Raw genomic sequence first — 26683 nt, forward strand, 5'->3', positions numbered from 1 at the left:
CCGGACATCTCCCCCGCAAGGGGGGAGATCAGATGTCGCCGCCGGTTTCGCCAATCGCAAACGCTGCAGGAAAAGCGCCGGCAGCGAACCTGCCAATCTCCCCCCGCGCGGGGGAGATGGCCGGCAGGCCAGAGGGGGGTGCTGTCCCGCCAGCATTTCGGATTTTCCTAAATCGCGGCGGGGCAAGGGACCAGGATCAATCGTCAATCGCCGGCGTCAGTTCCAGCTCGGCGGGCGTCAGCCCTTGCCTCAGCTGGCTCAGCCGGAACTCGTCGACCCAGTAGGCCTCGCCGTCGACCAGCACGCGGGCGCTGTAGGTGCCGCCGGAAAAACGCTGCCCGGTAACATAGACCTTGTGACGCTCGAGCGCGGTCTTCACCGCGGCGCGGCGGGAATTTTCTCTGGCGACGGGACTGGCCATGGCCTCACTCGAACACGCTGCCGCTGGAGATGCGGCTGACATAAGCATGGCGGAGAGCGCAATATGAGTCAATTTGCCGGGCTCGGGGTGCTGCTCACCGCGGCGCCCGCAGCCGCCGCCAGCGCTGCATCGTTTCTTGCGCGACCTTGAACAGGCGCGGGTTGTCGCGCACGAAGGCAACGCCTTGGCCGCGGTACTTTATGGCGCCGCTAGCGGTCACCCCCTTCAGCGTGATGCCATAGCAAAGTTCGGACAGAACGGACTTCACCGCGCCCATATGTTCCTTGTAGCTCTGGTTGCCGACCGACAGGTCGAAGTAATCGAACCCCTGCCCGCGTCCCCATCTGATCAGCTCGCCCATAATGCAAAGTCCCGGCGAAACGTTGGGAACCGCACCCTGGTCGATCGCGACCAGAAGCGCATGCAAGGTGCCCAAATGGACAGCCAGGTACTGGACCGCGACCATGGTGTCGCCGGCGCGCAGGCCGAAGATCCGCACCGAACCGTCTGTCAGGCCACGATGGGCGGCGTCGCGGTAGAAATCGACGACCGGCTGCTGCGCGAGGAGATCGAACCGGCCGAGCTCGCGAAAACGGCTGAGCCGCATCTCGACCAGCTTGCCGAAGATGGAGTCCATCAGGGCCGGCGTGTCGGCCTCCACCAGGGCCAGGCCGCCGTTGCGCTCGAGCCGGCGCAGGTCCTTGTTGAGCGCCTTGACGAAGGACGGGCGACAGATGCGCTTGACGACGGTTTCGGCGTCGCCGTCCATGGCGATGCCGTAGTGGGAGTGGATGGAGTCGCGCGCCGGCGAAAGCAGCGCCAGGGGATTGGCGACGCCGCCGATCTCCTTCGGGATACCGGTGATGTGGATGCGATCCGCCGGCGGCAGCACGGAAAGAACCGCGGCCCACGCGGCCTCGGCGGATTGCCTGGTCCAGGGGGTCGCGTCGGCGAGCAAGGGTGCTGCATAGTCGCACACCCCGCAGTTCAGCCACTCGATCACCCAATGGTGGAACGCGCGGCGCCGCATCAGCGGCAAAAGCATGACCGGTTCGCCTGTCGCGGCGTCCCCCAGCTCGACGACGGCAAGTTCGGCTTTTGTGGGCACAAGCCGTTCGACGATCCCTTCGGCCCAGGCGAAATGCTGGTGGCCGGTGCACACGCCCGTCGTTTCAAGAAACAGCCAGAGCGGCTTGACGGCTTGGAGGCCGGTGTGCAGCCGCGCCACGTAAGCGCCACTGGCTGCGCCGGCGGCGTGCGCAGATGCCTCATCGTCGGCCAAGCCGGTCGTCATCGCGGCCATCGACATTGCCTGGCTTGACACATCATTCTCCTATCGTCTCTGCGCGGCCAGCGTGGCCGCGCGGCGCCAGGCGCCGATCACGGTGCGGCGCTGCTCGTTCGGGTGTTTGAGGTTCCACATGCGGTTGGCCGCAAAATACCATGAGGCCACCAGCACGAAGGTTTCGGAAACCGCCGCACCCGCCAGCGACCATGTCGGCGGCGCGAAGGCCAGCAGGATCCCGATGGTCGTCAGCCCGACAATCGCGCCGGCCATGGTGATGAAGGCGACGATGCGGAAATCGCCGAGGATCTCGAGCACCACGCGCGGCATGACATAGGCCATGATCGGCACGAAGTTGGCGATGGCGAAAAGCCCTATCAGCCCGACCGAGGCATGCTGCAGCGCCTGGGATTTGATCATCGGCAGGATGAACAGGATGCCGCAGCCATAGACCAGGCTGCCACCTCCCATGACGAGCGCCCAGATCTTGGCCTGCGTCCACACGCGGTCGAACTCCTTGTTGCGCGCCAGCTTTGCCAGTTCCGGCTGCGTCATGTTCGAGAAGGCAAGGGTGGAGATGCGCAGCGGCGCAAACAGCACCAGCACCGCCGCGAGCGGCGCGTAAGCGGCAGGTCCGGCAATGCCGGCGACCAGCAGCGCCAGGCACTGCCCCTGGATGTTGGTGGTGGTGGCGCTGAACCCCGACCAGCGGAGCTGCGGCCAGAGCTTTGCGTAGCGCCGCCAGGTCGGCGAGCGGAAAGAGATACGCAGCTTGCGGCGGGCCAGCCTCACCAGCACGGCGATGCCGACCACATTGGCCGCGGCAAGCGCATAGAAGGTGGCCTGAAGCGCGTCCGCGAAGAACCAGATCGCCGCCCCAGCGAGCACCGTGCCCGCGATGGTGAACACGGCATCGCTGATGGAGACGACGAGTTGCATGCGGCGCGCGAAGAAGGCTGAGCGCATATGGCTGCGCAGCGACCAGGCGCCGACGAAGCAGGCGGCGCCGACGCCGCTCGGGTCGCCCAGCAGGCGCATCAGCAGCCCCGTGCCCAGCCCCATCAGCAGCGCCACCACCAGCGCCGCCGAGCCGAAGGTGACGTCATGGGCGTTGACACCGGCGCTGTTGGTGCTCTTGCTCATCCATATTGTGGCGGGAACGGCGGTGAGCGAGCGAACATAGGACAGGCCGACGCCGCCCATCACCATGGCCAGCGCGAAGAGACCGTAACCTTCCGCCGACAAAAGATGCAGCAGCGCGATGTTGAGGGCAAAATGGAAGCCGCTCTGCATGGCCTCGCCGCCGATCATCAGCATCAGGCGCCGCACCAGATGGGCCGGGAACGCGAACTTCACAGGCTCGTCTCCGCCTCGCGGGCGACACGCGCCCGCCGCGGCCGCGGCGTTGCCGCCTTCAGCTTGTCGGCCACGATCGCCACGATCGCGGCGGCGGCGATCGGTTCGCTGAAGACCGCCTCGTAGCGCGCCCGGCCGGCAGCGGCGAAGCCGCGCCAGCGATCCGGCCGCAGAATGATCTCGCCGAGCTTGTCGGCAAGGGCCGCGGCGTTGCCCGGCGGCACATGCCAGCCGGTCTCGCCGTCGGCCACCACTTCCACCAGCCCGCCGATCGCCGACACCAGCGGCGGCCTGCCCCAGCTCATCGCCTCGATGGCGACGCGGCCAAGCGATTCCGGACGGCGCGACGGCACCGCCACGATGTCCGCCCAGCGGTAATGGTCGGCGGGGTCGGAGACGAAAGGCAGCACCTCGACATGCCCGGTCAGCCCCATGCGCTCGACCAGCCCGGCCAAGGCCTGCTCACGCTCGACGCTTTCGAAGGCGCCGCCGACGAGGCGGACCTCGACGCGATCGCGCAGAGCGGCTTCCAGCGACGTAACCGCTTCGAGCAGCACCTCCTGCCCCTTGATGCGGTTGACGCGGCCAAGCAGCAGGACCTTGAGCGGACGGCTGCCGTCATAGGTCGTCGGCAGGGCCGCGGCGGGACCGGCGACGCCGTTATAGACGACATGCGTGCGCCGTCCTTTGGCATCGAGCACCGGCGGATCGCCGAAGCTGGCGCGCGTGGCGCGTGAATTGAAGATCAGGTCCGCGCGGCTCCAGCGCATCAGGGCGACAAGCACCTTGCGCAGGACGCCCTCGGGGATTTCGTGGATGTGCAGCAGCGCCTTGCGCGGCTTCAAGCGCGCGGCCAGCGCATAGTCGGCGATGATCGAGGTGTTGATATAGGTCAGGTCGTTGTCGCGCATGCGCCGCCAGGCCCGCCAGAGCGCCGCCGGCAGCCGCGCCATCTCGACGGTGGCGAGCTTGAGCATCGCCTGGCGCCTGAGCACCCAGAGCGGTTCGAACACGATGCGGCTGGCATGCGGCTTCAGGATATCGACGATCGGCCCCTCGCGCGGCAGCACGACCTCGATCTCGGCGGCCGGAAACGCGGCGCGCAGCGCAGCCACGTTCTCCGCGAAGCTGCGGTCAGAGCCATAGAGCTCGTAGCCCTGATGAACGCAGGCAATGCGCATTGCTATCTTTCCACCTTGCACCCCGAGTCCGCTCTGCACCGGACCCTTCAAGCGCGGAAGGAACTTCATGCCAAATCCGCACGCCGCCCTACCCAGCGGTGGCCACTGGAGGCCCCGGAGCAAGGATCATGCCGGGTCTTGAATGCCCGGCTGCGACCCAGGAAACCCAACCGTGCCCCGTATCGATACAAATACTTCTCGAAAGTTGACCGATAGTGAAGCAAGCCGGGCGTTCTGAAGAGAAATTTTACAACTTCATGCGAGTGTTCCTCCCGGGGGTACCCTGGCACGGAAGTTGCTGGGTGTGTCATTGACATAACAACAACCATGACCGAGCTCCGGGGAATCCCTTATTTTGAAACCGGAACGACCTTCCATCCTGATCGAAAAGCCTTCGATCCTGATCCTGGGGACGCGCGGCATTCCGGCTTCCCATGGCGGCTTCGAGACTTTTGCCGAGCGCTTGGCGCTTTTCCTGGCCGGACGCGGCTGGAAGGTCGGCGTCTACTGCCAGAAGGAAGTCGAGCGCGTCGGCCAAAGGGTGACGAGCGAGACCTGGCGCGGCATCGAGCTCATCACCATCGAGGTCGCCTCCAAGGGTCCGCGCGCGACGCTTGAGTTCGACTGGCAATGCGTGCTCGACGCCGCCAGGCGGCCGGGCGTGTGCCTGGTGCTCGGCTATAATGGCGCGGTGTTCCTGACCTGGCTCAGGCTCATGCGGCGCAAGATCATCACCAATATGGACGGCATCGAGTGGCGGCGGCCGAAATGGGGACCGGCGGCGCGCAGCTGGTTCTGGCTCAACGAATGGATCGGCGCCTGGCTCTCGCACCGCCTCGTCGCCGATCACCCGGCGATCGCCGACCATCTGGCGACAAGGCGGCCGCGCAGCGCGATTGCCACCATCGCCTATGGCGCGGACCCGGTGACCTCGGCGCCGGAGGAACCCATTCGCGCGCTCGGGCTGGAGCCCGGCAAATACCTGGTCTCGATCGCGCGGATCGAACCCGACAACAACATCCTGCCGATCATCGAAGCCTTCCGCCGGCGCGATGCCGGCGACATGAAGCTGGTGGTGCTGGGCACGCTCAACGACGACATTCCTTACCACCGCGCCGTGCGCGAGGCGGCGGGTTCCGTGGTGATCATGCCGGGCGCGATCTACGACCAGGCGACCGTGAAGGCGCTGCGCTACCACGCGCGCGCCTATATGCACGGCCACACGGTGGGCGGCACCAACCCATCGCTTGTCGAGGCGCTGGCTGCCGGCAACATGGTGATCGCGCACGACAACCGCTACAACCGCTGGGTCGCCGGCGAGGCGGCGACCTATTTCCGCGATGCCGACAGCCTGAGCCAGCGGATCGACGAGGCGCTGGCCGACGGCGCGCTGGTGGCGCGCTGCGGCAAGGCGGCGCGGGAACGGGCGCGCGAAGCGTTCCGCTGGGACGACGTGCTCACCGCCTATGAGAAGGAAGCGTTGCGGCAGCTCGGCGTCACCGCTGACACGCCGGCGCAAGCCGACCGCGCCCGCCACGCATGACCGGCTGGTCGCGCCGCCGGGTACTCGGCGCGGCGCTGGCGGCGACAGTACCTCTGGTGAGTGCGGTTCCGCCGCTCGCATCCTCGGCGCGTGCCGCCGCCGGCGCGTGGCCTTTCAGACGCGGCGTCAACGCCTGGCCGTGGTTTGCGCTGACGCGCGAACTTCCCGCACCCCGCACCGACTATGACTGGCCGCCTTTCCAGTCGCAGCGGCCGGTGCCGACGCCCGCCGACCTCGCCCGGCTGCGCGCCAGCGGCCTCGATTTCATCCGCCTGCCTGTCGATCCGGGCCCGTTCCTTGCCGCCGAAGCGGGCCGGCGCGCCGACCTCATGGCGATGCTGAGCGCGGCGGTCGAGGCAGCTCGAGCCGCCGATCTCGGCGTCATCGTCAACGTGCAGGCCAACGGCGCCACGCATTACTGGAATCCCGACCGTATGGTTTCCAGCACCAGCGCGCCGGAATTCGCGCGCTACCAGGTCTTCGTCGGCGAAGTGGCCGGCATGCTGGCGGACATGGCGCCCGGCAGGATCGCGCTGGAGCCGGTCAACGAGCCGCCGCAGGACTGTTCCTCCGAGGCCTGGCCCAAGGTGCAAGCGGCGTTGCTGACCGCCGCGCGGGCTTCGGTGCAAGACCTGCCGCTGCTGGTCACCGGCGGCTGCGGCTCGATGGTGCGCGGCCTGACCGCGCTCGACCCGGCGCCGCTGGCGGCCTTCGAGCCGATCCTGTTCACCTTCCATTTCTACGAGCCCTATCTGTTTAGCCATCAGGGCGCTCCGTGGATGCGCGAGCCGGTCTACCGCGCGCTGAACAATGTGCCGTGGCCGGCCTCGGCCGGCACGCTCGAGAAGACGCTGGCCTCGGTCAGGGCGAGGATGGCGCAGGATAAGGAAAGGTCCGACGAGGCCAAGCGCGCCGCCTATGCCGAGACCGAGCGCGTGCTGAAAGTCTATTTCGACGCTGAGCCCGACCGCCGCTTCATCGACGGCTACCTCAAACAGGTCGGTAACTGGGCGGACAGAAACGGCATCGCGCCCGAGCGCATCATCATGGGCGAGTTCGGCGCGCTGCGAACCGATACACGCTACAGAGCCGCGCCCAACCCGGACCGCGCCCGCTACATCGCCGATGTGCGGCAGAGCGCCGAAGCCTTCGGCTTTCCCTGGGCGTTCTGGGACCTGTTCGACGGCATGGGCATGATGGACGACACCACCCGCGCGCTCGACCCGGCCATGGTCGAGGCGCTTGGGCTGAGGATGCCATCGGATTGAGCCTCATGGAGCGCTCGCCACGTGAAGCGGCGACTTGGCGCCATCTGGCTCTCCGTGGTCGCGATCAATCTGGTAGCGGTGCCGCTGTTGTCGCGGGACGAAGAGGCGTGAGGCGAGTGGAGTGCCGGTGGTTGCTTGAGCAAACCTCTCGCGTTCACATAGATCGTCGTGTGCCCATCCCCACCCTCGCCGGCCGGTAAAGCGCCAGCGCGATGACCACGAATTTGGTCATCAGCGTCGTCTTGGAGGCGATGCTTTCGGAGGTGTTGAGCAGGATGAGCCAGCCCAGCATCGGCAGCCAGATGCCGGTGTGGCAGCGGCGCGCGACCTCGTGCATGAACAGCGCGAAGCCGAAGAAGATCAGAAGCGTGAAGAAGGCGCCCTGATAAAGCGTCAGGCGCAGGATCGGGTTCTCGATGCCCTGCTCCAGGCCGGTGATGCGGCGCATGCTGTCGAGCAGGTCGACATCGGGCCCGACGATCAGGTCGCGCAATTCCAGATGCCTGAAGAGATCGAACATCTCGACGCGGGCATTGGCGCTGCCGCTGTCGGAGACGAAACGCTCAAGCAGCGCGTCGAAGAAGCCGTAATAGCCGGCGAGCGCGATCGCCAGCGGCAGCAGCGCCGCGAGTATGATCACCAGTGCGGCGCCCAGAAGATTGACGCGCCCGGTCCTGAGCTGCGCCACGCCGCGGATGAGCATATAGGCGCCGCCGAGCACCACCGTCAGCACCATCCCCGAGCGACCGCCGAAGGCGACCAGCGCGCAGAACTGCAGGCCGACGAGCCCGAGCCTGAGCTGCGTCGACAAGGAACCCGCGCCCGACAGCAGCGACAGCACATAGATCGAAGTGACCGTGGCGTTGGAGAGCGGGTGGCCCTGCAGCGCCGTCGAGCGCAGATCGTTGACGAACACCGCGCCGTCGAACCGGTAGGGGAACACCAGGTGCTTGGTGCCGAACTCGAAGAGCGCCAGGAGCGCGTTCGCCGTCATGACGACATGGATGACGAGCTGCAGCCGGGCAAAGGTCTTCTCGTCATCCTCGCTCAGCAGTAGCACGAGCAGCGCCGGCGCGACGAAGGTGTCGATCATGCCGGCCATGCCGGGGCGCTGCCTGAGGATGACGACGAAGAGAAGCACCGTCGAGATCACCGCCATCAGCGTCGTGGCCGGCCGCTTGTTGGCCACGTGGACGGCGTAGCCGACCGGATTGCCGAAAGTGCAGGAGCGCCAGACGAAGACGAGCACGAAGAGATAGGTGGACGGGTGGATCTTGCTCAGCGCGCTGCCCTGCAGGCCGTCGTAATTATAGCCGACCAGCCACAGCATGCCGCCCGAGAGGGAAAACAGAAGCAGCACCGCGATGGTCAGGCCGAAACGGGTCAGCGTGTCGACAGGGACGACGCGCCGGCCGGCCATGCCATAGCCGGGCGCAGGGACAGGCCGGGCGGGACCAGCCAGCACCGAGGCCATGTCAGGCCGCCTCGTCGACCAGCATCGCGCCGGTCGGCAACCGCCCCATGACGGAGACCGCTTCCGAGGTCGTGGCGACGTCGCGCATCGGCGTCGCGTTCAGCCTGGCGACGAGCAGGATCTCGTCGGCCATGGCGACCAGCGGCAGGACGTTGAGGTCGTCGGCCAGCGCGCCGCCGTCGACGACCACCAGTTCGAAGCTGCGGTTAGCCTCGGCCAGCATGCGGTGGGCGAAATAGAGCGCCTGCGCTTCCTGGAACACCGCGGTCGGCCGGCCGCGGCCGAGCAGCGCGACGGAGCTGCCCGGCGCATAGCGGCTGACCGCGTCGAGCGGATATTCACCGCGCAGCACGTCGAGCACGCCGGGCTGCGGGTCCTTCTGGCCCTTGCCGGCATTGATGTCGATGAACAGGACGCGACGGCCCCTGGCCGCCGCCGCATTGGCGAGCTGCCATGCAACCCTCGACCGCTGCGCCTTGTCCTCGGGCGGCGACGCCACCAGGATCGAGGGCACCAGCGGCCAGTCGGGCGGACGCCTGGTGGCGGCGGCGATGCGCTGCAGCGCGAGCCCGGCCACGGCGTCGGTCTTCTGCGTCACGGCGCCGGAACGGCCCCAGCGGCGACGCGCTTTGCCCGGCAGCACGCCCAGCACCGGCGCCTCGATGGCCGACTGCATCTGGTTGGCGGACAGCACGGTCGGCGACAGATATTCGGCGATCAGCGCCATGCCGATGCCCAGCGCCAGCCCGCCGAAGATGGCGCCGAAGACAAGCAGCCCCTTCGGCGGCCAGCTCTTCTTCAGCGCCGGCATGGCATGCGAGATGATGCGGGCATTGGTGCTGTTGACGTTGGTCTGCTCGCGCGTTTCCTGGGCGCGCTGCAGGTAGTTGGCATAGACGGTGCGCACGGCATCGAGATCGCGCTGCAGCTCGCGCAGCCTGACCGATGCCTGGTCGGTGTCGAGCGACTTGCCCTTCAGCGACGCCATCTTGGTCTCCAGTTCCTTCTGGTTGGCCAAGGCGCGCTCGTAATCCGTCTCGGCGGCGGTGACGAGGCGGCCGAGCTCACGCGAAATCAGCTTGCGCAGGTCGCTCAGCTGCTGTTGCGCTGAGATCATCGAGGGATGGCGCGGCCCGAGCGCGGTGCCGAACTGCGATATCTGATCGACCAGCGTCGCCTCCTGCGCCCTGAGGCTGGCGATCACCGGCGAGCGCATCGCCTCGGAGGTCGCGTCCGGCGCGCCGCCCTGCCGGCGCAGCTGGTCGACCTGCGCCTTGAGCTGCGCGGTGCGGGTCTGGGCGGCGGTCAGTTGGGTGTTGAGGTCGGTCAGTTCCTGGTCGCTCACCAAATTGCCGGCGGCCATCACCATGTTGTGCTCGGCCTTGTAGGTCTCGACGGCGTTGGCCGCCTGCTCGACGCGCTTGCGCTGGTCCTCAAGCCGGGCGGTGATCGCGTCGGAAGCGGCGGCGGCGGCCTGGGAGCGCGCATCCGCCTGATCGGCCAGATAGGCTTTCGCAATGGCGTTGGCGAGGTCCGCTGCGGTCTTGGCGTCCTTGGCGGTGATGATGATGTTGAGGACCAGCACCTTGTCGTCACGCTTCACCGCCAGGCGGCGGCGCAGCGAATCGAGCGTCTCGGCCGTCCTGTCGCCATCGTCGGAGCCAAACAACATGCCCAGCCAGCGGCCGAGCCCACCCTGCCCGTTGAAGTCCGGGTTCTCGGTCAGGTTGGTGGCCTTGATAGCGCGCAGCAGGACGCCGTTCGATTGCGCCACGCTCACCTGGCTTTCGACCTGGGTGATGCCGCCATCCGGCGAAATGCGGCTCGGATTGACATCGTTGGTGACGACCTGGAGGTCCTGCGGGTCGATGATGATCTGCGCCGTCGAGGAGTAGAGCGACGGCGTCAGGACACTGTAGACAAGCGTCACGGCGGTGAGCAGCGCGGTCACGGCGAGTATCAGGAAGCGGCGCCGCAACAGGATGCGGCCGAGATCGCCAAGCTCGACCGTGGCGGACGCGGGCGCATGCGCGTAATAGGCCGGCGCCGGCGCGACCGCCTCTGGAGCGTTCTGCTGAGGCACCATGAGCAGGGGTGGTTGCAAAGGTCGCTCCGACAACGCTCCATCGGCCGGCAAAAACGAGAAATGCGGCGTTGGTCTAGCTATTCCCGGCAACGATTAAAACACTGTTAATTATGTTCATAAATTGAGGCCGCTCTGGCACGAAGTTTGCACCGACGCAGTAGAATCTAAGTGCAGCTGAAATGGAGACATCGCGCGCATGCGGCGGGAACTTGACCTGGCGGGCCTGCCTGCCAGCTCCGGACGTGGGTCGCCCGGGTGCCGGCCATGCGCCTGAACCTGCGTCTCAACGGCGATTGCGTCCGCGCTTTCCATGTCGCGCTGGCCGAGCGGCTGGCGCTGCTGCCCGGCGTCGAGCTTTCCGTCGACGCGCGTCCGGCGCCGGGCGGTGTGCCGCGCCCGGCCGAAGCACTGTTCCAGCTTGAGGCGCTGATCCACCGCCTGCCCGCCAATGGGACGGCCAGGCGTATGACACTTTCGACACTGGCCGGCTATGCGAGACCGTTCGAGCCGGCCGATCTCACCATCGATCTCATCGGCGATGTCGAGCCGTCAGGCAGACGGGTCTGGCGGCTCTCCTATGACGGCGTCTGCGGCGAGGAGGCCCTGCTGGCGCTGATCCTTGCCGGCTGCACGCCGCTTGCCCGCCTCGAACAGAACGGCGCGACGGTCGCCGAGGGACGGCTCGGCACCGAATATCACGGCATTGCGCTGGCATCCTTCCAGGACATGCTGGCGCGCAGCGCCAGCATGATCGTCGCGGCGGTCAAAGGCGCCGCGCGCTCATCGCTTCCGGTGCTGCCAGAACCGCCATCCGAGGCGCCGCCGCCGGCGATGCCGTCGGCCACGAAACTCGGCGTGCGGGCGGCCAAGGCGACGGCGCGGCGCATCGTCCAGCAGATCTATCATCTGTGCTACAACGCCCCGCACTGGCGGGTCGGCTGGCGCGAGACCGGGGGCAAGGATCTTTACGATCTGCGCGCCCATCCGCAATCGGGCTGGCGCGATCTGCCGGACGACGGCAGCCGCTTCTACGCCGACCCGTTCCCCGTGCTTTATCGCGGCCAGGTGACGCTGTTCGTCGAGGACTATATCCACCGCACCGGCAAGGCGATACTTTCGGCGGTGGCTTTCGGTCCGAACGGACCGGAAGGCACCCCGAAGCCGGTGCTGGAGCTGCCCTATCATCTTTCCTACCCCTTCGTGTTCGAGCGCGACGGCGAGATGTGGATGGTGCCGGAGAGCTCGGCCAACCGTACGGTCGACCTCTACCGCGCCACCGCTTTCCCGGGCGGCTGGGTGAAGGAAGCGACGCTTTTGTCGGACGTCGTCGCCAGCGACGCCACGCTTGTCGAGCATGGCGGTCACTGGTGGATGTTCGCCACCGTGCGCGACGGCGGCGGCGCCTTCTCGGACCTGCTCCATCTCTGGTCGGCGCCGGATTTCCGCGGGCCATGGACGGCCCATCCGAAGAACCCGTTGCTGATCGACATCGCCTCGGCGCGGCCGGCGGGCCGCATGGTGAGCCGCAACGGCCAGCTTCTGCGCCCGGTGCAGGACTGCCGCCGCAGCTATGGCGCCGCGCTCGGCATCGCACGCGTCACCCAACTCGACGAGAGCGGCATGGAACAGGTCGTCGAGACGATCCTCAACCCAGGCGCCGGCTGGGCCGGACGCAAGCTGCATACGCTCAACGAGGCGGGCGGACTGGAATTCATAGATGGTTCGGCAATGGCGCCACGTTGGAAGCAGACCCGGCGGCGGGACGCCATGCCTGCGGGCCGTGGAGACAAAAAATGAGCATCGCAGAAGACCGCGAAACGCCTGCCGTGCCTACTGGCCGGGCCGAGGTCGACGTGGCGATCGTCGGCGCCGGGCTCGCCGGCACCGTGCTGGCGCTGTCGCTCGCCAAGGCGGGCCGCACGATAGCGCTGATCGATCCGCACCGTATCCACCATGACGAATTCCGCGCCGAGAAAACCCGCGCGGAACAGATGGCGCTGTTCGAGAAGCTCGGCCTCGGCCCGGTTTTCAGGTCTCTCGTCACGCCGATGACCGACATCCATGTCTTCCGCTTCGGCCAGCTGTTCGAGCGCAAGCAGGGTCCGGAGTTCGCCTTTTCCTACACGCCGCTGGTCAACGGCCTGCGCGCGGCGCTGCCGCCGCAAGTGCCGCTGACGGTAGGCAAGGTCGCCGAGGTGTCGACCGGACCGGACGGTCAGCGCCTGGTGCTCACCGACAGCTCCGTCATCGATGCCCGGCTGCTGGTGGTGGCCACCGGCTACAGCGAGGCGGTGCGCCGCGCCATCGGCGTCGAGCGCGTCGAGGAATCGAAGGCGCATTCGCTGACGATGGGGTTCGACCTCGCAATCACGCCGCGGGAATTCGGCCTCCAGTCCCTCACTTTCTACGGCAGGCGGGTTGCCGATCGCATTGCCTATCTTACCATCTTCAGGATCGGCGAGCGGATGCGGGCGAACATGTTCGTCTACCGGACCGTGGCCGATCCATGGGTGAGGGCGTTCCGCGAAAACCCGCAAAAGATGATGCTGGAGCTGATGCCGGAGATCGCCGAGCGATGTGGCAGCTTCGCAGCCGCCAGCGAGGTCGACGTGAGGCAGGTCAGCCTGACGACGACGCAGGGCCATCGCCGCGACGGCGTCGTGTTCATCGGCGATGCGTTCGCCACCACCTGCCCGGCGCAAGGCGACGGCATCCACCGGGTGCTTACGGATGTCGATTGCCTCGCCTCGACGCATATCCCCGCCTGGCTCAAGACGCCCGGCATGGCGGCCGACAAGGTCTGCGCCTTCTACGACGATCCGATCAAGATCGCCGCCGACGCCAGGGCCATGCGCGCCAGCATCTATGCCAGGCGGATCAACACCGAGACCGGGCTGGAATGGCGCCTGCGCCGCTTGCGAAACAGCACCGCGCGGCACTTGATGGTCTTCGGCCGGCGGTTCCGCGAGGCGGGGAAACCGGTCACGCCGGCTGGCATGAGTGGAGTTGCGTTCGACCACGATAAGACAGGTCGGTAATTGCACGCCGGCCGCGGCTGGGAACATAATCGTGAGTGAGCTTACGAATCCGTAAGTCGCGATCCTTGGCGCGGCTGATTTAGATCGCGGTGAGCAGTGTCTCCTGCTCGGCGGGACAGCACTCCCGTCGCACCAACGGCCCGCTGCCGCCTCTATCGGTTCGGCAGCGGGCTATCGAGCAGCGTCCGCTTCGCGGCCACCGTGCCGGGCGAGCCACGGGTCTCGCCCGTCCTCCGGACCCCCGCCTCTGGCGGGGCGAGGAACCCAAGCCTTCTAACGCCGAGATTGGGTGTACTGGTCGCTTCGCCCTATCTTTGAGACCCTAACGAGGACGACGAAGATGACCCGGATCAGGGCAATGACACGGGACGACCTCACTGATGTGTCGCGCTTGCTCGGCCAATCCTGGCGGCGGACCTATGCGCCGATCATGGGCGACGAGACCGTGGCCCGGCTTTCCGACGAGAAGCATGCGCCGGACAAGCTCGCGGCTGAGCTCGACGACGAGGACAAGATGTCCTTCGTCGCCGAACGCGCCGACGGCTCGATCGCCGGCTACGCCATGGCGGCGATGGACGAAAAAGGCGACGTCATGCTGGACCGGCTCCACATCGAGCCGCAGGCGTTCGGCAGCGGTCTGGCGGTCAACCTGCTGCACGCGGTGCTTGCCGCGCATGCCGGCATCCCCAGCATCGCGCTGGAGGTCATCGAGGGCAACGACCGTGCGATTGCCTTCTACCGCAAGCACGGCTTCGAGGTGGTCGAACGCCGGGAGGCCGCGCATGGTGTCGGCAGACATGCCTCGCTGATCATGCGCCGCATGCTGTCGAGGGCTTGAGGTGCCGCTGGACGCGCTCGCTTCCGGCCCTATAATTTTGCCGGTTAGCGATCAGCGGAGAACATGCATGAGCCTCGGCAAACAGAAACTCGGCGGCCAGGGGCTCGAAGTCTCGGCGATCGGCCTCGGCTGCATGGGCATGAGCCAGGCCTACGGGCCGGCCGACGAGGCGGAGTCGGTCGCGACGATCCACCGGGCGATCGAGCTCGGCTGCAGCTTTCTCGACACGGCCGAGGTCTACGGGCCCTTCGTCAACGAGGAGCTGCTTGGCCGCGCGCTGAAGGGCCGGCGCGACCAGGTGACGATCGCGACGAAGTTCGGCTTCCGCATCGCCGACGGCAAGCAGGCCGGCCTCGACAGCCGGCCCGAGCACATACGCGAGGTGGTCGACGCCTCGCTGCAGCGGCTCGCCACCGATCATATCGACCTTCTCTATCAGCATCGCGTCGACCCCGCTGTGCCGATGGAGGATGTGGCGGGCGCGGTCGGCGAACTGGTGGCCGAGGGCAAGGTGCGCTTCTTCGGCCTGTCGGAAGCGGGCATTGCCAACATCCGCCGCGCGCACGCCGCGCACCCGGTCTCGGCGCTGCAGAGCGAGTACTCGCTGTGGGAGCGCAACCTCGAGCCGGAGATCATCCCGGCGCTGAAGGAGCTGGGCATCGGCCTGGTGCCGTTCGCCCCGCTCGGCCGCGGCTTCCTCGCCGGCGACGTCAGGCGCGCGGAAGACTATCCGGAGGGCGATTTCCGCCGCGGCGACCCGCGCTACCAGGGCGAGAATTTCGACTTGAACGTCGCTGCGGCCGCCACGGTGCGCGACATCGCCGCGGCAAAAGGCGTCAAGCCCGGCCAGGTCGCGATCGCCTGGCTGCTCGCCAAGGGCCCGGATTTCGGCATCGACATCGTGCCGATCCCCGGCACCAAGCGCCGGACCTATCTGGAAGAGAACGTCGCGGCGGCGGATATCACGCTCGACGCCACCGAGATGCTGGGGCTCGACATGGCGCTGACGCCCGACAAGGTGTCGGGGCCACGCTATAACGAGCGGACGATGTCGCTGGTGGACCGGTAGGGCTTTGCGCCGCAGCCCTACTTCTTCTTGCAATCCGTCATCGCCTCCATCGCCTTCCTGGCCTCTCCCTCGCTGGCATATTTCTTCTTGCCGAGATCGACGACGAGCGTGCCGTCGGGTTTCTTCGGCACGATCTCGCATTGCTTCGAGACCGCATCCCTGGCGACCCAGTATTGCTCGTCCGCCATGGCAGGCAGGCTCATGACGCCGGTGGCGAGGATTGCGATGGCGATGGTGCGAACCATTGCGGATCTCCATTGCTCCGGTTGGAACGCAGCGCGGAACGGCCAAGCACCGGTTTGAGGTGACGCCCGGCACACTGCCATTGGAAAACGCCCTGCCCGCCGCTGTGTTCCGGCGGTTCAGCCAGCCGAATGCGGATCGATGCTGTAGGGATGCACCGGATAGCCCGGGCCGATCGCGGCGCTCACACGGTCGATCCAAGTGCCTACTGCCGGATAGTCGGCAAGCGAGAACCCGCAATCCTCGGCGCGGTGGCCGTAGGCATAGACGGCGATGTCGGCGATGGTGAGCGCATTGCCGACCAGGAATTGCGTGTCGGCCAAGCTGCGCTCCAGCGCGCCAAGCGCCCGCACGCCCGCCTCGCGCTTGCCGGCAACCAGCGCCTGGTTGCGCTCCAGCCGCCCGGTCAGCGTCCAGAAGCGCAGCGAGCCGACGACCGGCTCGACATAATACTGCTCGAAGAACAGCCACTGCATCACCTTGGCGCGAAGAAGCCGGTCCGACGGCAGATAGGGCGTGCCCTCCGCGACGCAGACGAGGATCGCGTTGGACTCTGCGATCGCCTGGCCATTCTCCACGGCGAGCACCGGAACGGCGCCGGCGGGGTTGAGCTTCAGGAAGGCCTCCGTGTGGCTCTCGCCCTCGAAGATCGAGACCATGCGGGTTTCATAGGCGACGCCGAGCAGGCCGAGCAGGACGCGAACCTTCCAGGCATTTTGCGACGGGAGGTAGTCGTAGAGCGTGAGCATGGATTGTGTCCCCTAGCGTGATGGCGTGGCTTCGCACGGGCGATGTTGAGGCACCACCCGATTCAGGCATCGCAACCCTAAACATCCGGAGTCAGCGCGAAGGAACTCGGCCTACGTCATTGGCGCTTCGTGAACTCTCACCGCCCCGCAATATCCTTCGCCACCGCCTGCGCCTCGATGCCGATCTCGCGCAGCAGGCCGGTGACCGGGTTGTAGAAGCCGACAAGATAGACGCCGAGCTCGGTCGCGCGGGCGTTCACGCCGCTCTTGCCCGGCCGAAGCTCCGTCGGCAGGAAGCCGTCATAGGCCGGACGGTAGCCGGTGGCGAAAATCACCGCGTCGAATTTCTTCTCCACCCCGTCCACGAATTTCACGCCATCCGCGGTGAAGCTTGCGATATCGGGCGCAATGCCGATCCGGCCGGCCTTGATCGCCGCGACCGTGCCGACGTCGATCATCGGAATGCGTCCCGCATCGATCTGGGCGAGGATGCCCTCTCTCGGGCGCACTATGCCGTATCTCTCCAGACGGCCCAGCGCCAGGTCGAGAACCTTTGGGAACATCCAGTCGTTGAGCGCCTGTGGCATCGTCCGGCTGGCGATGCCCACCATCTGGATCGGCACGCCGAAGAGCTGGCGCGGCACGATGTGGACACCCTTGCGCACAGAGATGGTGGGCCTGGCGCCGCTTTCGGCAAGGTCGAGCGCGATCTCCGCGCCCGTGTTGCCCATGCCGATGACCAGCACATCCTTGCCGGCATAGGGTGCTGCCTCGGTGTAGGCGGCGCTGTGCAGCACCTTGCCCTTGAAGGCCTCGATGCCAGAGAAGGCCGGCGTGATCGGCTGGGCATTGTTGCCGGTGGCGATGACCACCTTGCGGGCATTGAAAGGACCAGCATCGGTCTCGACCAGGAGTTTCCCGCCCTCGCGGCGGATGGATTTCACCGTGACGCCGAAGCGCGGCTTCAGCCCGAAGCGCTCGGCATAGGCATCGAGATAAGCGACCACCTTCTCGCGCGGCACATAGCGTGGATGGCTTTTCGGGAACGGCGCGAAAGGCAGCGAGGAGAAGGATTTCACCGTGTGCAGATGCAGCCGCCGGTAATGCCGCCGCCAGGACGGTGCCACCTCACTGGCCTTTTCGAGGATTACGAAGTCCTGCTCCGCCTGTTTCAGGCAGGCGGCGACGGCGAGCCCGGCCGGGCCGGCGCCGACAATGACGACATTGGTGTCCAAACGCCTTTCCTCCCGCCAAAGCGGCAAAAACTATGACGGGAGGGGTTCGAGGGGCAAGTAGGGACAAGCACCTACCGCGAGGCGGCGCGGCGTCCTATCTCCCCCCTTGTGGGGGAGAAAGCGATTTCAACATCTTAGCGAAGCTAAGTGTTAGAAATCGCAAGAGAGGGGATTTTCACGCGATGCGCCAACAGGTTCCGCCATCACACCGCACCTTCGCAAAAACCATGCGCGCCGACGCCACGAAGGCCGAGAACATGCTCTGGCAAGCGTTGCGCAACAGGCAGCTCGAAGGCCTGAAGTTCAAACGGCAAGTGCCGCTCGACGGATATATCCTTGACTTCGTCTGCTTCGAGATACGGTTAGTTATCGAGGTCGACGGCAGTCAGCACTCCGAGTCAGCGCGAGATTTGGAACGCGACCGGCATTTCGCAACGAAGGGTTTAAGGACTTTGCGTTTCTGGAATGAGGAGGTTGAGCGAAACATCGACGCTGTCTGCCTTACGATCCTCGCCGAAGCCCGCAAAGGCAGTTCCCCAGCAAATCCCCTCTCTTGCGATTTCTAACACTTAGCTTCGCTAAGATGTTGAAATCGCGTTCTCCCCCACAAGGGGGGGAGATAAGGCGCCGGCGCTACTCCATCGCGCGCGGCGCCTCGGGCTCGTCCTCGGGCGGTTCGAGGATCTCGATCAGTTTCGCCACGCGGGCGCCGGGCATGGCGTGGCCTTCATTGACCAGCGCCTCGTCGGCGCCGATCCAGGCGAAGGCCTCGCGCAGTTCCTCAAGGCTGGCGCCGGTGAGCGCGATGTCGGCGATGACGGCCTCGTCGACCGGTCCAAGCACGGAAATGATGTCGTTGCGGGTCATCTTCTCCTCCCCCGTGGGTAGGATGATTGCTCAAGCAAACGGCTGACGGGTGAAGCGGGTTCCGAAAATCCGTGGCCGGCTTCTTCCGAACGAGGCCCGATGCTATGGCTCGCTCCATGAAGTCTGCTCTCCTCCTCTTCGCCGCCCTGCTCCTGTCCACGTCGGCACGCGCCGACTGGAAGCCCATCGAGAAGATCGAGACCTATGCCGTCTCAGGCCAGAGCGCGGAGCAGCTCTATCTCTCGATCGGCGAGAAGGGGCCGGCGGTCGGCACGGCCGGCAACGAGCGGCGTGTCATTGCGCATACTTTCTTCAAGCTGACCTGGCAGCGCGACTACCAGCCGCAAGGCGAGGCCTGCGTGCTGAAGACGGCGCGGCCGAAGCTGATCATCACCTACACTCTGCCCAAGCCGGCGGGAAAACTCAGCCCCGCCTTGCAGGCGCGCTGGGATGCCTTCGCCGCCGGGCTAATCGCGCATGAGAAGGTGCACGGCGCCGGCATTGTCGACATGGTGGACAAGATCGTCGCCTTCAGCACCGGCCTCACCGCCCAGAACGATCCCGGCTGCAAGAAGGTCAGGGCGGAGCTGACGCAATATCTCGACCAGCTCTCCAAGGCGCAGCGCCAGGGCAGCCGCGACTTCGACAAGGTCGAATTCGGGCAGGATGGCAACATGCTGAAGCTGATCGCGGCGTTTCTGGGCGGGAGTTAGCGGATCGGCACCAGCTTCGCCGCGTCGCGGATGGCGCGCGCGGCACCCGGATTGGTGACGGGATAGCCAGAGATGAAGCCCTCGATCGAGAAGCCTGGAAATTCCGTGCGCAGTCGGGCCGCGATGGCAGCGGCCTCGGCGCCGCTGTGGCTTCCCGGTGCCGGCCGGTCGCGAACAGGACGCGACCCTGCATGCCGAAATGCCAGAGCGGCGCCGTTCGGCTCGATATCGGCGATCTGCCAGCCCGAGAAACCCTGCCGCGCTGTCCCGGCGTTTTCGGCCTTTCGCCACGTGGCGCGAGCGAGCCCGCCTCCGCGAGGAGTTGGGCTCAGGGCGCGCGCAATACGCCATATTCTGACCGGCGATCGGCCTGACGAGGTGCGGAAGGAATTGGCAAAGCCGTTCTGACGCCAGTAGCCGTAGCAATTCAGCAAAATATCAGCAGCCGTTCAGGACAAAAAAGCCCTGTCGCCGCAATGCTTGCGCTTCGATCACCGTGATGAGCACCTGGAGGTTGGTCATGAACATCAACGCTGACGGGCCGTTCCCTCCCGCCCAACTGGCACGAGAGGAATTGCTTCGTTTCCTCTCGACCGGCTTTGCCGGTCCATGCTTCGGCGAGACCAACGAGATTCTGAGCTACCTCGAACAGGTGGCGTCCAGCAGACCATCGGCCGACGCGTCCGTCGGACACTCCCTGCCTCGGCCTCGCCTTCTCGGCTTCTTTTCCCGCCTGCGCCTGCTTCCGGCTTGACCTCGACCCGCATTTGCCGTTCCCATGAACGGTGCGCAATGAGGCGCGGCGATGGGGCAGCGGGTTGGCGCTACGGATCGGCGGCGCGGTTCTCGATCTTGACCGGGGTACGCTCCGGCGTGACGGCCAGATCGTGCCGGTCCGGCCAAAGACCTTCGAGCTGCTCGCCTTCCTGACGCGCAATCCCGGACGGGTGCTGAGCAAGGAGGAATTGCTCCAGGCAGTCTGGCCGGGGATCATCGTCTCCGAAGACTCGCTCACCCAATCCATCCACGACGCCCGTAAATCCATAGGCGACGAGGCGCAGGTGCTGATCCGCACCGTTTCGCGCCGAGGTTATATCTTCCATGCGCCCGACAACCAGGCAGTGCCGGCTGCGGCTGCCGAAGTGCCGGTTTCCGGGGCCGAACCGATGGTCGCCGTCCTGCCGTTCCGTGTCGACCCCACCGACGCCACCGCCAGGGCGCTGTTCGACGGGGCGGTCGAGGAAATCACCAACGCGCTCTCCTACTTCAAGACTATTGCCGTGCTTGCGCGCCATTCGGCATTCGCGCTGGCCGCTCACTCGAGCGAGGACGTCAGGGCAACCGCCAAGCGGCTCGGAGCCGACTATGTCGCCGAAGGCACCGTCGAGGCCGCCGACAAGGACTACAGCGCCCGCGTGGTGCTCACCGAGACGGCATTGGGCCGGCGCGTCTGGGGCCAGAGCTTCACCTTCGCCAAAGGCGAGATCTTCACGTTCCAGACGATGGTGGCGCAACGCATTGTGACGGCGCTGGTCGCCAACATCGAAAGCGCGGTGATGCGGCGCGGCCTGCCCGCGGCTGCAACCAATGTCGAAGCCTATCTGCATTTCCTGCGCGGGAAGGAGCTGCTGCGCAGCTATGGCGAACGGGTCAACCAGGATGCGCGCGAGCATTTCCTCAAAGCCCTCGAGCTCGATCCTCGTTCTGGCCTGGCGAACGCCTATCTGGCGCTTGCAGATGTCATCATCGGCGGCTATGCCGATGCGCCGCGCGCCGTGCTCGACCAGGCGCGGGACCGCGCGCTGCACGCAATCGCGCTGAGCCCCGACGAGGCGCGGTGCCACCGCATGCTGGCGCTAATTCTGCTCTACCGGGGCCGCGACGAATACGACGCCGCCGAAAAACACTTCGCCCGCGCGCTCGATCTCAATCCCTATGACGCCGACACGCTGGCCCAAACCGGCTTTTTCCGCGCCCTACGCGGCGACGGCGAGGCTGGGCTCGCGCTGCTCGACAAGGCCGTCCAGCTCAATCCCATGCATCCGACCTGGTACTATTACGACCGAGGCGAAGCCCTGCTGGCGCTCGGGCGGTATCAGGAAGCAGCCGCGTCCTTCTCCTGCCTGCCCCGCAAGAGCGCTCGGCAATGGGCGCGGCTGGCCGCATGCCACGCATTTGCCAGCGACCGCGGGAAGGCGCTGGCCTGCGTCACGGAAGGTCGCGCCCTGGAGCCAGACCTCACCATCGCCCAGATCGTCCGGGACATGCGCATGGAACGCGAAGAGGACCGCGAACGACTCCGTCGCGGGCTCGAGCTCGCCGGCTGGGACACGGCCATCTAAGCATGCCCGGGCTTTCCCTAGAAACTGATCTCCACCGCCTCCGCGCTCCGCTTCGCCTCGCCATGGAACACCGCCTCGACGTTGTTGCCGTCGGGGTCGAGCAGGAAGCAGGCGTAGTAGCCGGGGTGGTAGCGGCGCTCGCCTGGCGCGCCATTGTCCTTGCCGCCGGCGGCGAGCCCCGCCTGGTAGAAGGCGTCGACCATGGCGCGGTCCTTCGCCTGGAAGGCGAAATGGTGGCGGCCGGTGAGCACGCCCAGCGCCGCGCGGCTGTCGGCGCTGGAGATGAACAGCTCGTCGGCCCAGAAGTAATCATCCGCCTCGCCGCCAATCGGGATGCCCAGCACCTCGAAGACAGCGCCATAGAAACGCCGGCTGGCCTGGAGGTCCCGCACCACAAGCTGGATGTGGTCGATGAGCCGGCCGCGATAGAGTTCCATGAGAGCGCTCCTGGTTGAGGGTTTAATCTAAATGGGACCGATGTGCGGTCAATGCGCGGCGCTGCTGACTGCTGACAATGCTGGAAGGCTGGCGGGACAGCGCCCCTCTCTGTCCTGCCGGACATCTCCCCCAGTTGGGGGGAGATCAGCCTTCGCGCAGCCATTCGCCAACATCGCAGGAAAAGCGCCTGCGACGAACCTGCCGATCTCCCCCCTCGTGGGGGAGATGTCCGGCAGGACAGGGGGGCGCCGTAGAGTGCCGACCCGTCAGGCAATCGGCGATCACCGGCCCACCAAAAAATCCGGATAAGAAATGCAACCAGATTGTAGGATCGGCTTCCGCCCTGGCGTCCTCCGGACGCAAGCGGCGCGGGTAGACTGGAAAAACCGTGCCGCATCAAACAGGATGCCTTACGGCATGGGAGAAGAACCATGAACCATTCCTATCGTTGGGTCATCGTCGCGGCCGGCGCGCTGATGACCTGCGTGGCGCTCGGCGCCATGTTTTCGCTGGCGATCTTTCTGGAGCCGATGTCGCTCGACACGAACTGGTCGCGCACCGGCATTTCCAGCGCCATGACCTTGAACTTCCTGGTGATGGGCCTCGGCGGCTTCGCTTGGGGCGCGATCTACGACCGGGTCGGCGCCAGGCCCGTGGTGCTTGCGGGCGCGGTGCTGCTCGGCCTGTCGCTGGTGGTCGCGAGCCGCGCCACCTCGCTGCTGGTCTTTCAATTGAGCTACGGCATCATCGTCGGGCTGGCGGCGAGCGCATTTTTCGCGCCGATGATCGCGCTCACCACCGCCTGGTTCGACACCAACCGCAGCCTCGCCGTGTCGCTGGTCTCGGCCGGCATGGGCGTGGCGCCGATGACCATCTCGCCCTTCGCGCGCTGGCTGATCACGGCCTATGACTGGCGCACCGCCATGTTCGATATCGGCGTCATGGCCTGGGTGCTGCTCTTGCCCGCCGTCTTCCTGGTGCGCCAGCCGCCGGCCGCGGTCGCAGCCGCCGACGGCACGCCGGCGCCCGTCGCCGACGATCCCGGCATGAGTGTCGGCCAGGCGCTGCGCTCGCCGCAATTCATCGTGCTGGGCTTGACCTTCTTCGCCTGCTGCGCGGCGCATTCGGGCCCGATCTTCCACATGGTGAGCTATGCCATGTCCTGCGGCGTGGCGCCGATGGCGGCGGTGTCGATCTACAGCGTCGAGGGTCTCGCCGGCCTTGGCGGGCGCGTGCTCTATGGCGTGCTCGGCGACCGGCTGGGCGTCAAGCCGGTGCTGGTCACCGGGCTCGCCATCCAGGGGCTGGTGATCGCGGCCTACCTCGCGGTCGGCAATCTGGAGCAGTTCTACCTTCTGGCCATCATCTTCGGCGCCACCTATGGCGGCGTGATGCCGCTCTACGCGGTGCTGGCGCGCGAATATTTCGGCCTGCGCATCATCGGCACCATCCTTGGAGCGGCCACGATGCTCTCAAGCCTCGGCATGTCGTTCGGGCCTTTAGCCGGCGGCATGATCTACGACGCCTATGCCAGCTATCACTGGCTGTTCATCGGCTCGGCGCTGATCGGTCTCGGCGCTGCCGGCATCGCCATCGCCTTCCCGCCGCAGCCGAGCCGGCAGAAGCTGCAGGTGGCGTAGATAGCACCGCCGATCTCCCCATTGCGGGCCTTTGCGGGGGGAGATTGCGCACCCTTATGGCGCCGGCACCCCTTCGAGGGCTATGATGCGTGTGTGAGCGCAGCGGAAGCGGAGCTGCTTCAGCCGCTCATACTCCGGCGAGTCGTACCAGGCGGCGAGCGCGGCCATGTCGGGAAATTCGATGATGACCAGGCGGTGCGGCTCCCAATCGCCCTCCAGCACCCGGGTGGCGCCGCCGCGCGCGAGATAGCGCCCGCCATGGCGAGCTTCGGTCGCCGGGACCTCGCGTCTGTATTCTTCGAACATGGCGGCGTCCGTGACATCGACATCGGCAATCAGATAGGCGGCCATTTCTTGTCCTCCTTCTCAATCGTCTTCCGGATCATCAGGGTCGGCCCCCGTGGCCGAGGAAGAATCCCCAACGGCTCCTCGATCCCCATCGGGCGCGAAATCCTCGGGATTCGTCGTGCGTCGCTACCCGCCACTGCAAATCCTTGTTCTCGATAGGCGGATCGCCAAACGCTGTCGGAAGGGAGTTATTTTATATTGGCGCTCACTCATATCAAGGCCGAACCGAAGCCACGAGTTGGCGCGAATTCCATTTGCGGGACCGGGGCGAGTATGAAACTCTGCGCCAAGACGCTGCACGTGAAATGCCGGCGAGGCCGGCGCGATCCATGGTCCGGGGACATTGCAGTGACCGCAGGCTTGGAAGCAGAAGAAGCCAGGGGTTGGTCCAACCTGCTGGTCGCGGCGGAGAAAGGCGACGCCGCGGCAGTGCGCTCCGAGCTTGCCGCCGGAGCGGACATCAACCAGACCGACGAAGGCGGTTGGTCGGCGCTGCACCTTGCCGCGCACAATGCCCGCATGGCGGCGCTCGAAGTCCTGGTGGCGCACCCGGCGATCGACGTCAATTCGAGGAACAAGTGGAAGAGCACGCCCCTGAGCCTGGCCTCGGCCAAGGGGCACTACGACTGCATCCAGGCACTGGTGAGACGTCCCGAAATCGATATCGATGCCCGCGCCGACTACTATGGCAGGACGGCGCTGATCGAGGCGGCAAGGACCGGGCATCTCGATGTCGTCAAGCTGCTGGTCGAGCGTGGCGCGGACGTCAATCTGGCCGACAAGACAGGTCGCAACAGCGCGCTGATCGAGGCCATCAAGGGGCGGCACTACGAGGTGGCGCAGTATCTGCTGGCGTCCCGCAAGGTGAACTTCCTCAACAAGGACATGCGGCTCAATGCGCTGATCTGGGCCGGCAGCACACGCAACGCCGATCTCATCGAGAAACTGGACGCCTCGATCCACGCTTTCTTCGAAGGCAGGTGAGCGCAAGGCGGCGACAATTCGGGCGCCCGCGTTCCCGCCCGCGCCAAGCCTCAGGCCGACAGGTTGTCCATCATCATTGCCGTGTCACCGGATCCGTCCGAGAGCGCGGTATCGACCGCCTTCGCCCGCCGCTTCCTGTCCGAGCGTTTCCAGCACCTCCCCGATGGGCTTGACCCGAGGATCCATGCCGTGACCCACACGCGTGAGATGCAACGGCGAAGAATTCTGAAAAGCCGCAACGCCTTAGCGTCACGGTATGGATTCTAGGGTCTGCGCGCGTCGCTTCGCTCCTTGCTCCGCCCTAGGATGACGAACTCACGGAGTCCGCCACCAACTGCCATCCCCTTACAATTCGATTCAAATACCACCGCCCATCTTTGCTCCCCGGTAAAGCGACTCGGCGATGGTCGCGCCGTGGCGGGCAATAAGGAGAAGCTAATGAAAAGCGACTTTGCCGCCGCCCACCTGCACCTCGACCGGGCGTGCCATTACCTGCGTGGCGACGATGAGACGAGCCGCGCGGCGCTTGCGGCGCTCGACCTTGTGATCGACGCGGTGGCGGCGGCCCAGCATGCCAGGCCGATGGCCGAGGTGCTGCCCTTTCCGCGGCGCGCGAATGGCGGACTTCCACCGCTTGCATCCTGAATTATCCGCCTGAAAAGGCGGGAACATTCTGGCCGGCCGCACGTTGTGATAATTGGGGTGTGGCCGGCTGTTCTCGAACTCAGGATGCGGCCGGCCATGGCGGTGGGAGGCGCATGGCAGAGAATGTCCCAGACGAAGGCCGCAAAATCCACCGACGCGGCTGGGCCGACAAAGTCTGTACAGGCGGCCGCACCAGCGACATCAACCGAGGCGGCGGCACCTCCGCGCGCTTCCGACACGCTGGCGCTGAAACTCAGCTCCGCCGAATTCACCACGACGCTGTCGCATTTCCACCGCGCCGAGATCGCGCGCATGGCCGGCTGGCGCGACCGGCTCGACCGCACCAGCAACTGGTCGATCACCGTGGTGGCGGCGATGCTGTCGGTGTCGCTGTCGACGCCGAGCGCGCATCACGGCGTGCTGCTCTTCGCCATGCTCCTGATCACGCTGCTGTTGTGGATCGAGGCGCGGCGCTACCGCTTCTTCGATGTCTACCGCGCCCGGGTGCGGCAGTTCGAGCGCTACTATTTCGCGCAGGTCTTCTCGCCGCAGCCCGACTACGCCTCGAACTGGCTGGCCATCCTGGGCGAAGGCCTGCGCTCGCCGCGTTTCCTGATCACGCAGCGCGCGGCGCTGATCCGCCGGCTGCGCCGCAACTACATCTTCATGTACACGATCTTGATGCTTGCCTGGATCCTGAAGATCACCACGCCGAGCCTGCAGCGCGAAGGTTCGCCCATCGGCTTCAGCGCCTCGCTGATCGATGCGTTCCGGGTGGCGACGCTGGGGCCCATCCCGGGCGTCGTTGTCGTGTGCGGCGTCGTGGTCTGCTACCTCGCGATGCTTGCGGCCGCGTTCCTGATGCGTGCCGACGACGGCGAGCTGTCCTTCGGCGACGTGCATGTGTGATTGAGGGGAGT

Annotated in this window: 27 protein-coding genes; 14 read left to right on the forward strand and 13 right to left on the reverse strand. The window is 66.2% G+C overall.

The annotated features are described in order from the left end of the window. Nucleotides 1-196: 196 nt before the first annotated feature. The 4 genes from ACWGS9_RS22510 to ACWGS9_RS22525 all read right to left on the reverse strand — a co-directional run bounded on the left by ACWGS9_RS22510 (nucleotide 197) and on the right by ACWGS9_RS22525 (nucleotide 4243). Nucleotides 197-421: a hypothetical protein gene (locus ACWGS9_RS22510; RefSeq protein ID WP_454507318.1), complete on the reverse strand. Its 225-nt coding sequence runs from the start codon at nucleotides 419-421 to the stop codon at nucleotides 197-199. A gap of 94 nt (nucleotides 422-515) precedes the next feature. Then, the gene (locus ACWGS9_RS22515) at nucleotides 516-1745 is read right to left on the reverse strand and encodes a GNAT family N-acetyltransferase (protein WP_454507319.1); all 1230 of its coding nucleotides are present in this window, start codon (nucleotides 1743-1745) and stop codon (nucleotides 516-518) included. Between the two features lie 9 nt (nucleotides 1746-1754). After that, on the reverse strand, nucleotides 1755-3062 hold the full coding sequence (locus ACWGS9_RS22520; RefSeq protein ID WP_454507320.1) for a polysaccharide biosynthesis protein: 1308 nt from the start codon (nucleotides 3060-3062) through the stop codon (nucleotides 1755-1757). Continuing rightward, nucleotides 3059-4243, reverse strand: a complete 1185-nt coding sequence (locus tag ACWGS9_RS22525; protein ID WP_454507321.1) for a glycosyltransferase family 4 protein — start codon at nucleotides 4241-4243, stop codon at nucleotides 3059-3061. The genes ACWGS9_RS22520 and ACWGS9_RS22525 overlap by 4 nt, the downstream gene beginning before the upstream one ends. 355 nt (nucleotides 4244-4598) lie before the next feature. On the opposite strand from ACWGS9_RS22525, the gene ACWGS9_RS22530 reads away from it, so the two are divergent. Then, a complete protein-coding gene (locus tag ACWGS9_RS22530) occupies nucleotides 4599-5786 on the forward strand; it encodes a DUF1972 domain-containing protein (RefSeq protein ID WP_454507322.1) in 1188 nt (395 codons plus the stop codon). Then, entirely contained in the window at nucleotides 5783-7054 is a 1272-nt protein-coding gene (locus tag ACWGS9_RS22535; RefSeq protein ID WP_454507323.1) for a glycoside hydrolase family 5 protein, read from the forward strand. The genes ACWGS9_RS22530 and ACWGS9_RS22535 overlap by 4 nt, the downstream gene beginning before the upstream one ends. Nucleotides 7055-7208: 154 nt before the next feature. On the opposite strand, the gene ACWGS9_RS22540 is transcribed toward ACWGS9_RS22535, so the two are convergent. After that, nucleotides 7209-8528, reverse strand: coding sequence for a VpsF family polysaccharide biosynthesis protein (locus ACWGS9_RS22540; protein WP_454507324.1), 1320 nt, complete (start codon nucleotides 8526-8528; stop codon nucleotides 7209-7211). 1 nt (nucleotide 8529) lies between these two features. Beyond that, nucleotides 8530-10632, reverse strand: a complete 2103-nt coding sequence (locus ACWGS9_RS22545) for a GumC family protein (protein ID WP_454507325.1) — start codon at nucleotides 10630-10632, stop codon at nucleotides 8530-8532. Between the two features lie 246 nt (nucleotides 10633-10878). On the opposite strand from ACWGS9_RS22545, the gene ACWGS9_RS22550 reads away from it, so the two are divergent. The 4 genes from ACWGS9_RS22550 (at nucleotide 10879) to ACWGS9_RS22565 (ending at nucleotide 15559) form a co-directional block, all read left to right on the forward strand. Further along, a complete protein-coding gene (locus ACWGS9_RS22550; RefSeq protein ID WP_454507326.1) occupies nucleotides 10879-12411 on the forward strand; it encodes a glucosamine inositolphosphorylceramide transferase family protein in 1533 nt (510 codons plus the stop codon). Next, complete coding sequence (locus tag ACWGS9_RS22555) at nucleotides 12408-13652, forward strand: FAD-dependent monooxygenase (protein WP_454507327.1); 1245 nt, start codon at nucleotides 12408-12410, stop codon at nucleotides 13650-13652. Before ACWGS9_RS22550 ends, ACWGS9_RS22555 begins: the two co-directional genes overlap by 4 nt. A gap of 340 nt (nucleotides 13653-13992) precedes the next feature. Further along, a complete protein-coding gene (locus tag ACWGS9_RS22560) occupies nucleotides 13993-14490 on the forward strand; it encodes a GNAT family N-acetyltransferase (protein ID WP_454507328.1) in 498 nt (165 codons plus the stop codon). A 67-nt stretch (nucleotides 14491-14557) separates the two neighbouring features. Next, complete coding sequence (locus ACWGS9_RS22565) at nucleotides 14558-15559, forward strand: aldo/keto reductase (protein WP_454507329.1); 1002 nt, start codon at nucleotides 14558-14560, stop codon at nucleotides 15557-15559. A 17-nt stretch (nucleotides 15560-15576) separates the two neighbouring features. Here the strand turns inward: ACWGS9_RS22565 and ACWGS9_RS22570 are convergent, their stop codons facing one another. From ACWGS9_RS22570 to ACWGS9_RS22580, 3 genes are all read right to left on the reverse strand, one after another. After that, entirely contained in the window at nucleotides 15577-15804 is a 228-nt protein-coding gene (locus ACWGS9_RS22570) for a hypothetical protein (protein WP_454507330.1), read from the reverse strand. A gap of 117 nt (nucleotides 15805-15921) precedes the next feature. Further along, on the reverse strand, nucleotides 15922-16551 hold the full coding sequence (locus ACWGS9_RS22575) for a glutathione S-transferase family protein (RefSeq protein ID WP_454507331.1): 630 nt from the start codon (nucleotides 16549-16551) through the stop codon (nucleotides 15922-15924). Nucleotides 16552-16688: 137 nt separating this feature from the next. Next, nucleotides 16689-17786, reverse strand: coding sequence for a flavin-containing monooxygenase (locus tag ACWGS9_RS22580; protein ID WP_454507332.1), 1098 nt, complete (start codon nucleotides 17784-17786; stop codon nucleotides 16689-16691). A 182-nt stretch (nucleotides 17787-17968) separates the two neighbouring features. On the opposite strand from ACWGS9_RS22580, the gene ACWGS9_RS22585 reads away from it, so the two are divergent. Then, a complete protein-coding gene (locus ACWGS9_RS22585; RefSeq protein WP_454507333.1) occupies nucleotides 17969-18352 on the forward strand; it encodes an endonuclease domain-containing protein in 384 nt (127 codons plus the stop codon). A 67-nt stretch (nucleotides 18353-18419) separates the two neighbouring features. Here ACWGS9_RS22585 and ACWGS9_RS22590 read toward each other — a convergent pair whose 3' ends face one another. After that, nucleotides 18420-18653 (reverse strand): hypothetical protein, encoded by a 234-nt coding sequence (locus tag ACWGS9_RS22590; protein WP_320217400.1) that lies wholly within the window; start codon nucleotides 18651-18653, stop codon nucleotides 18420-18422. Between the two features lie 116 nt (nucleotides 18654-18769). Here ACWGS9_RS22590 and ACWGS9_RS22595 point away from each other — a divergent pair, with 116 nt between their 5' ends. Continuing rightward, nucleotides 18770-19366, forward strand: a complete 597-nt coding sequence (locus ACWGS9_RS22595; RefSeq protein WP_454507334.1) for a DUF922 domain-containing Zn-dependent protease — start codon at nucleotides 18770-18772, stop codon at nucleotides 19364-19366. On the opposite strand, the gene ACWGS9_RS22600 is transcribed toward ACWGS9_RS22595, so the two are convergent. After that, nucleotides 19363-19800: a hypothetical protein gene (locus ACWGS9_RS22600; RefSeq protein ID WP_454507335.1), complete on the reverse strand. Its 438-nt coding sequence runs from the start codon at nucleotides 19798-19800 to the stop codon at nucleotides 19363-19365. The two genes, ACWGS9_RS22595 and ACWGS9_RS22600, sit on opposite strands and share 4 nt — an antisense overlap. Before the next feature lie 86 nt (nucleotides 19801-19886). On the opposite strand from ACWGS9_RS22600, the gene ACWGS9_RS22605 reads away from it, so the two are divergent. Further along, nucleotides 19887-20120 (forward strand): hypothetical protein, encoded by a 234-nt coding sequence (locus tag ACWGS9_RS22605; protein ID WP_454507336.1) that lies wholly within the window; start codon nucleotides 19887-19889, stop codon nucleotides 20118-20120. A gap of 64 nt (nucleotides 20121-20184) precedes the next feature. Next, the gene (locus ACWGS9_RS22610; protein WP_454507337.1) at nucleotides 20185-21708 is read left to right on the forward strand and encodes a winged helix-turn-helix domain-containing tetratricopeptide repeat protein; all 1524 of its coding nucleotides are present in this window, start codon (nucleotides 20185-20187) and stop codon (nucleotides 21706-21708) included. A 17-nt stretch (nucleotides 21709-21725) separates the two neighbouring features. On the opposite strand, the gene ACWGS9_RS22615 is transcribed toward ACWGS9_RS22610, so the two are convergent. Next, nucleotides 21726-22145 carry a VOC family protein gene (locus ACWGS9_RS22615; RefSeq protein ID WP_454507338.1) on the reverse strand — a complete coding sequence of 140 codons (420 nt, stop codon included), beginning with the start codon at nucleotides 22143-22145 and terminating at the stop codon, nucleotides 21726-21728. A gap of 432 nt (nucleotides 22146-22577) precedes the next feature. Here ACWGS9_RS22615 and ACWGS9_RS22620 point away from each other — a divergent pair, with 432 nt between their 5' ends. Next, complete coding sequence (locus tag ACWGS9_RS22620) at nucleotides 22578-23786, forward strand: MFS transporter (protein WP_454507339.1); 1209 nt, start codon at nucleotides 22578-22580, stop codon at nucleotides 23784-23786. 54 nt (nucleotides 23787-23840) lie between these two features. Here ACWGS9_RS22620 and ACWGS9_RS22625 read toward each other — a convergent pair whose 3' ends face one another. After that, a complete protein-coding gene (locus ACWGS9_RS22625; RefSeq protein WP_454507340.1) occupies nucleotides 23841-24137 on the reverse strand; it encodes a DUF1330 domain-containing protein in 297 nt (98 codons plus the stop codon). 345 nt (nucleotides 24138-24482) lie between these two features. On the opposite strand from ACWGS9_RS22625, the gene ACWGS9_RS22630 reads away from it, so the two are divergent. The 3 genes from ACWGS9_RS22630 (at nucleotide 24483) to ACWGS9_RS22640 (ending at nucleotide 26672) form a co-directional block, all read left to right on the forward strand. Then, nucleotides 24483-25118, forward strand: coding sequence for an ankyrin repeat domain-containing protein (locus tag ACWGS9_RS22630; RefSeq protein WP_454507341.1), 636 nt, complete (start codon nucleotides 24483-24485; stop codon nucleotides 25116-25118). A 438-nt stretch (nucleotides 25119-25556) separates the two neighbouring features. Next, nucleotides 25557-25763: a hypothetical protein gene (locus ACWGS9_RS22635; protein ID WP_027165858.1), complete on the forward strand. Its 207-nt coding sequence runs from the start codon at nucleotides 25557-25559 to the stop codon at nucleotides 25761-25763. 123 nt (nucleotides 25764-25886) lie between these two features. Continuing rightward, nucleotides 25887-26672, forward strand: coding sequence for a DUF2270 domain-containing protein (locus ACWGS9_RS22640; protein ID WP_454507342.1), 786 nt, complete (start codon nucleotides 25887-25889; stop codon nucleotides 26670-26672). Nucleotides 26673-26683: the final 11 nt, after the last annotated feature.

Source organism: Mesorhizobium sp. Arg314 (assembly GCF_053714275.1).

Bases quoted from the DNA above. Each gene is read 5' to 3' on its own strand.
- ACWGS9_RS22510 (WP_454507318.1), bottom strand. From the start codon at position 421: ATGGCCAGTCCCGTCGCCAGAGAAAATTCCCGCCGCGCCGCGGTGAAG.
- ACWGS9_RS22525 (WP_454507321.1), bottom strand. From the start codon at position 4,243: ATGCGCATTGCCTGCGTTCATCAGGGCTACGAGCTCTATGGCTCTGAC.
- ACWGS9_RS22535 (WP_454507323.1), top strand. From the start codon at position 5,783: ATGACCGGCTGGTCGCGCCGCCGGGTACTCGGCGCGGCGCTGGCGGCG.
- ACWGS9_RS22540 (WP_454507324.1), bottom strand. From the start codon at position 8,528: ATGGCCTCGGTGCTGGCTGGTCCCGCCCGGCCTGTCCCTGCGCCCGGC.
- ACWGS9_RS22550 (WP_454507326.1), top strand. From the start codon at position 10,879: ATGCGCCTGAACCTGCGTCTCAACGGCGATTGCGTCCGCGCTTTCCAT.
- ACWGS9_RS22555 (WP_454507327.1), top strand. From the start codon at position 12,408: ATGAGCATCGCAGAAGACCGCGAAACGCCTGCCGTGCCTACTGGCCGG.
- ACWGS9_RS22560 (WP_454507328.1), top strand. From the start codon at position 13,993: ATGACCCGGATCAGGGCAATGACACGGGACGACCTCACTGATGTGTCG.
- ACWGS9_RS22565 (WP_454507329.1), top strand. From the start codon at position 14,558: ATGAGCCTCGGCAAACAGAAACTCGGCGGCCAGGGGCTCGAAGTCTCG.
- ACWGS9_RS22570 (WP_454507330.1), bottom strand. From the start codon at position 15,804: ATGGTTCGCACCATCGCCATCGCAATCCTCGCCACCGGCGTCATGAGC.
- ACWGS9_RS22575 (WP_454507331.1), bottom strand. From the start codon at position 16,551: ATGCTCACGCTCTACGACTACCTCCCGTCGCAAAATGCCTGGAAGGTT.
- ACWGS9_RS22585 (WP_454507333.1), top strand. From the start codon at position 17,969: ATGCGCCAACAGGTTCCGCCATCACACCGCACCTTCGCAAAAACCATG.
- ACWGS9_RS22590 (WP_320217400.1), bottom strand. From the start codon at position 18,653: ATGACCCGCAACGACATCATTTCCGTGCTTGGACCGGTCGACGAGGCC.
- ACWGS9_RS22595 (WP_454507334.1), top strand. From the start codon at position 18,770: ATGAAGTCTGCTCTCCTCCTCTTCGCCGCCCTGCTCCTGTCCACGTCG.
- ACWGS9_RS22605 (WP_454507336.1), top strand. From the start codon at position 19,887: ATGAACATCAACGCTGACGGGCCGTTCCCTCCCGCCCAACTGGCACGA.
- ACWGS9_RS22615 (WP_454507338.1), bottom strand. From the start codon at position 22,145: ATGGAACTCTATCGCGGCCGGCTCATCGACCACATCCAGCTTGTGGTG.
- ACWGS9_RS22620 (WP_454507339.1), top strand. From the start codon at position 22,578: ATGAACCATTCCTATCGTTGGGTCATCGTCGCGGCCGGCGCGCTGATG.
- ACWGS9_RS22625 (WP_454507340.1), bottom strand. From the start codon at position 24,137: ATGGCCGCCTATCTGATTGCCGATGTCGATGTCACGGACGCCGCCATG.
- ACWGS9_RS22635 (WP_027165858.1), top strand. From the start codon at position 25,557: ATGAAAAGCGACTTTGCCGCCGCCCACCTGCACCTCGACCGGGCGTGC.
- ACWGS9_RS22640 (WP_454507342.1), top strand. From the start codon at position 25,887: ATGTCCCAGACGAAGGCCGCAAAATCCACCGACGCGGCTGGGCCGACA.